Genomic DNA, 4602 nt, shown 5'->3' with positions numbered 1-4602 from the left:
ATACCTATGACAGGTATCAAAATGTCGCGACGCTTGAGGACGCATTGTCTCAAACTGAGAGCTATTCCTATACCCCTAATGGGACGCTTATCACGAAGACAGACCGGAACGGAACCGATTTCACTTACGGTATTGACGGACTTGGCAGGACCTTGACAATTCATGCGTCGAAGAGCGGGACTATGCAGAACAATACGACGGCATATACCTACGGCGGACAGGTTTCGAGTACCAGTGCGGACGGCGTGACGACGAGTTATACCTATGACGGTTATGGCCGAGTGATCTTGGAGCTGAACCTGGTTACGTTAGGTGCTTCCGGCATTCCGTCGCAGAAGGCATATACCTATGATCTTTCAGGGAGAATGCTCACTTCAGCAATCACCGTGAACGGGGTTACAAATACCACAAGCTATACTTATGACCGTTTGGGCAGAGTTGTCACGGTGAAAGATAACGGAGACACCGAGGCGACCTATACCTATGACGCGAACGGCAACCGGGCAACCATGACTTTGGGCAACGGTGAAGTTACAACGTATACCTATAACCTTGCAAACCTTGTCAAGACACTGGTGAACAAAGATGAAAGCAACAACACTTTGTCAAGCTGTTCTTATCTGTATCGTTTAGATGGCAATCAGGTGGGCAAGCAAGAAGGTTCGAAGACCACATTGTATGCCTATGACGATCTTGGTAGATTGACAGCAGAAGCAGTGACGGAGAATCAAACCACAGTTACAACCGGTTATACTTTCGATGCTTACAACAACCGCGCAACTAAGACCATCGGGGCTTCGAATGTTGCGGTATACACTTATGACGCAAATGACCGCATGCTCACCGAGACAACCGGAGAGGGAACTACCAACTACACTTACGACAACAACGGAAGCCAGCTGACAACTACCATCGGGGCAAGTACAACTACGAACACCTATGACCTATTCGGGCAGTTAAAATCTTACATCGATATAAATAGTGTTGTGATCAATTACGCTTATGGCCCGGATGGATTGCGGACATGCAAGACAAGTGGGAACTCCACAACGACTTATGTTTGGGATGGCGGGAACATCACAAATGAGTTTGTATCGGTTACCGTGAACGGGAACACCACCACGACCGAAAACAGATATGTCTATGGCATTGGCAGGGTTAAAGCGTTCCTTGGAATGACAGAGGTGTATTATCTCTACAACGCGCGTGGTGATGTGATCAATCTAATTGACACGGCTTGTGATATCATTAAAAGCTATGTCTATGATGCGTTTGGGATTGAGACCAATCCGAGTGTAACTGACGCAAATCCGTTCCGTTATTGCGGCGAGTACTTTGATAAAGAGACAGAGACCTATTACCTGAGGGCGAGGTATTACAAGCCGAACACGGGGAGATTTTTATCAGAAGATCCAATTAGATACGGTCTTAACATTTATACATATTGCAACAATAATCCTATATTATATATTGACCCGATCGGTTTATATGAAGTGCCTTTTACACAGGAGGAGCTTGATTTTAACTATATAATGGATATGTTGTTTATTAATGGGGCTGGCGGCAGCGCTGATCCAAGTATTTATAATGCGTATTTATATTTCATGAACTCTGATAATCAAGGTAAGCCAATTTCAATGGATGTTTTACAAACAGCTCTAGATTTTATAATGGGTTTGGATTTCTTTACAGCTACACGTTCACACGATATAGTTACAGGTTCCGAAGATACCGGGAATTATATATCTCGCTCTGTAAATATTGCATTTACAAATATGAAGTATATTTTAGGAACATCTTATGCTTATTTAGAAAGCATATTAGGGCGAGATATGAATACAGGATTTGTGGTAGGCGAACAATGTACTCGATATGCAAAATTGAGAAGTGATCAATATTGGGGCGTTAATTACTATTATGGGCAAGATAACGGTAAAGCAGGGGTACAAGGATTACATGATTCACCAGATCCACTCAATTATTTCTACCCCGATATTAATGGAGGAGGACTTGAATATGTATTACCCGGCTCAATAATATTTATGTATAAAACCAAAGTTGGACATGTATTATTCCTTGAAGGAATTGCTTCATATGAAGGGAAAACATATATTTACTACAGCGATGGAAACTTCGGAGACCGACAGCCTGAAATTATATTGAAATACGAAATAAATGAATTTTATAATAGATATGGGCAGTTTAGAGGCGCAATAAGAGTATCGCCCAGATAAAAGGAAAACATGAAGATATGAATCGTACAATTATTATTTAATAATCTTTATTTCGGTGAAAAATTATAGATTTCGGAATTTGAAAGGTGGATATAATTATGAAGAATGTAACATTGTTAATATTATTATGTTTAATCATATTATTAAATTCGTGTATAATTGAGAAAAATAAAATAGTTGGTGATAGGTTGTTTCCGGGATATCATCATGAATCTTTAACTCCTAATGAGGTTTTTGAATTAATTCCTAGAAGGAAAGAACTTAAAAAAAATGATTTATATTATCATCAATTACTTGACCAAATTAATTATAATGATATTTATTACGCAGATGAAAAATCTTTAAATGAAAAATTTAAAGTAATTGCAGATATTTTAGATTCATTTTTGGCGGAATATGATTTTTCAAAAATTTCACAAGATACCATAGGATGTTATGACCGAATTATTTATGCGGCATTTGAATATCGCACAAGCGAAGAAGGAGGTGGTGAAACCGAACAATATGGGGAGTACCCTTTATTTTTCAAAGAAGAATTATTTGATAAATATGTATATTTTCTTTTTAATCTTAAAGTCGATTTCAACTATGTAACTGGTTATTCACCAAGTCAATGCGGAGTTTGGAGCAGCGAATTGGGGTTTGGCGATAATGCCTATTACCCGATTGTACAGGAAGTTATTGAAAAAGAAAACGATGTTTATGAAGTCGAAATGCTTTATGGTTATGACGATTATGAACAGGAAAATAAACCTTTTGTGCCATGTTGGAAAAGCGTTTATTCCTTTTCGGTAGATGGGCAGCGAATTTTCATTAATAAAATAACAGTATTAGAAAAGTATACAGAGGATTTTGATAGTTATTATGCGTGGCAAGTAAATTAATGCATTCATCTAGCAGCAACGGACGGCAACGGCAACACTACTTCTACAACCTACGACGCCCAGAACCGTCCGCTGGTGACGACTAATCCCGACTCCACGACTGTTACCAAAACATATAACAACGCAAAGAACACCATGTCCGTCACCAACGAGATGGGTGTGACGCTGTAGTATGATTACGACTCGCTTGGGAATCTTGTCAGCTATACCGATATCGGCACGGGCACGGTTCTCTCGTCTTATCAATACGACTACCAAAGCCGGAAGCTCAGCGAATCCAACGCGGAGGGGTATGCCGATTACGCCTGCAAGACCTATGTGTATGACGAATTCGGCAGGGTAACCGAAACAACGGTCACCGGTATTGACGGCGCGATTTTATCTTATGAGACCGCGTCGTACACTGACGTGTTCAAATTTGACGACAGCGGATATCATTCCGTCGTGGTGAAGACGCTGTATACCGGCGGCGAGCCGATCACAACCCACAGTATTTACAACATGTACGGGGAGCTTGTAGCGGCGAAAAACGCGCTGAACGGCGGACATTACGACAGGTTTACCTATGACCTGCTGGGCCGCAAGATCAGCGAAAAAACTGCGCAGGCCGAGATCGATTATCCCGAAATTGCTTATACTGCGAAGTGGGATTATGACTTCAGGGGCAATGTGGTCAAGGAATACAACGCTGAGGGGTATTATATCACTTATGCCTATGACGGGATTGGTCGCAAGATCAGTGTAACCGATTATTCTAATAACACCACGACATTTACCTATGACAATCTGGGTAGAGAATTGACCCAAAGCGTACCGTTTGAAGTAATTAACAGCGTTACCTATTATGCGGTAACCAAGACCGATTACGACCGCAATGGCAACGTAACTCAAACTCGGGTTGCAAATAACGAGCCGGGTGCTGCCGCCGATTGGTCGAAGACGACGAATGAATATAACAACCGAAATTTCTTGACTACGGCCACGAATTATCTTGACAATACGTCGGAGAACGTGGTAACTTATACCTACAATGGCGCAGGCAGCGTTCTCACACAAACGACGGGAACCCATACGATTGAATATACCTACGACCGGTATCAAAATGCCGAAACGCTTGAAGATGCATTGTCTCAAACGGAGGAGTATGCTTATACACCGAACGGGTCACTACTATCAAAGACAGACCGGAACGGAACCGATTTCACTTACGGCGTAGACGGTCTGGGCAGGACCTTGACAATCGGAGCGAGTGGGAGCGGACAACAATGCTATTGCAAGAAGCGTATTTCGCAAGATGCGCTTCTTTTTCTTTCTTAAGCCTTTTGAAACGCTAGAATTTCTGCTATGTGCATAATTTAATTATTCCCTATATTATTTAATTAAAGGTAGGGACTATGTGCATTTTGGTATTAATATTGGTCTCTTCCTTCATAATTGAACGCCTATTTTGATACAATCGTATCAAAGCGGGTGTTCTTTTATTT

Annotated in this window: 4 protein-coding genes; all 4 read left to right on the top strand. The window is 41.3% G+C overall.

From position 1 onward, the window contains the following. The coding region (locus PKH29_12470; GenBank protein ID HNX15652.1) for an RHS repeat-associated core domain-containing protein at positions 1–2234 on the top strand (2234 nt) is incomplete at its 5' end. Positions 2235–2332: 98 nt separating this feature from the next. Then, on the top strand, positions 2333–3118 hold the full coding sequence (locus PKH29_12465) for a hypothetical protein (GenBank protein ID HNX15651.1): 786 nt from the start codon (positions 2333–2335) through the stop codon (positions 3116–3118). Between the two features lie 3 nt (positions 3119–3121). Beyond that, on the top strand, positions 3122–3289 hold the full coding sequence (locus PKH29_12460) for a hypothetical protein (GenBank protein HNX15650.1): 168 nt from the start codon (positions 3122–3124) through the stop codon (positions 3287–3289). Positions 3290–3436: 147 nt separating this feature from the next. Then, positions 3437–4435, top strand: coding sequence for a hypothetical protein (locus PKH29_12455; GenBank protein HNX15649.1), 999 nt, complete (start codon positions 3437–3439; stop codon positions 4433–4435). Positions 4436–4602: the final 167 nt, after the last annotated feature.

Source organism: Oscillospiraceae bacterium, from assembly GCA_035353335.1.
Taxonomy (GTDB): Bacteria; Bacillota; Clostridia; order Oscillospirales; family JAKOTC01; genus DAOPZJ01.
The sequence above is the reverse complement of the archived record's forward strand: the minus strand, read 5'-3'. Positions and strand labels throughout refer to the sequence as shown.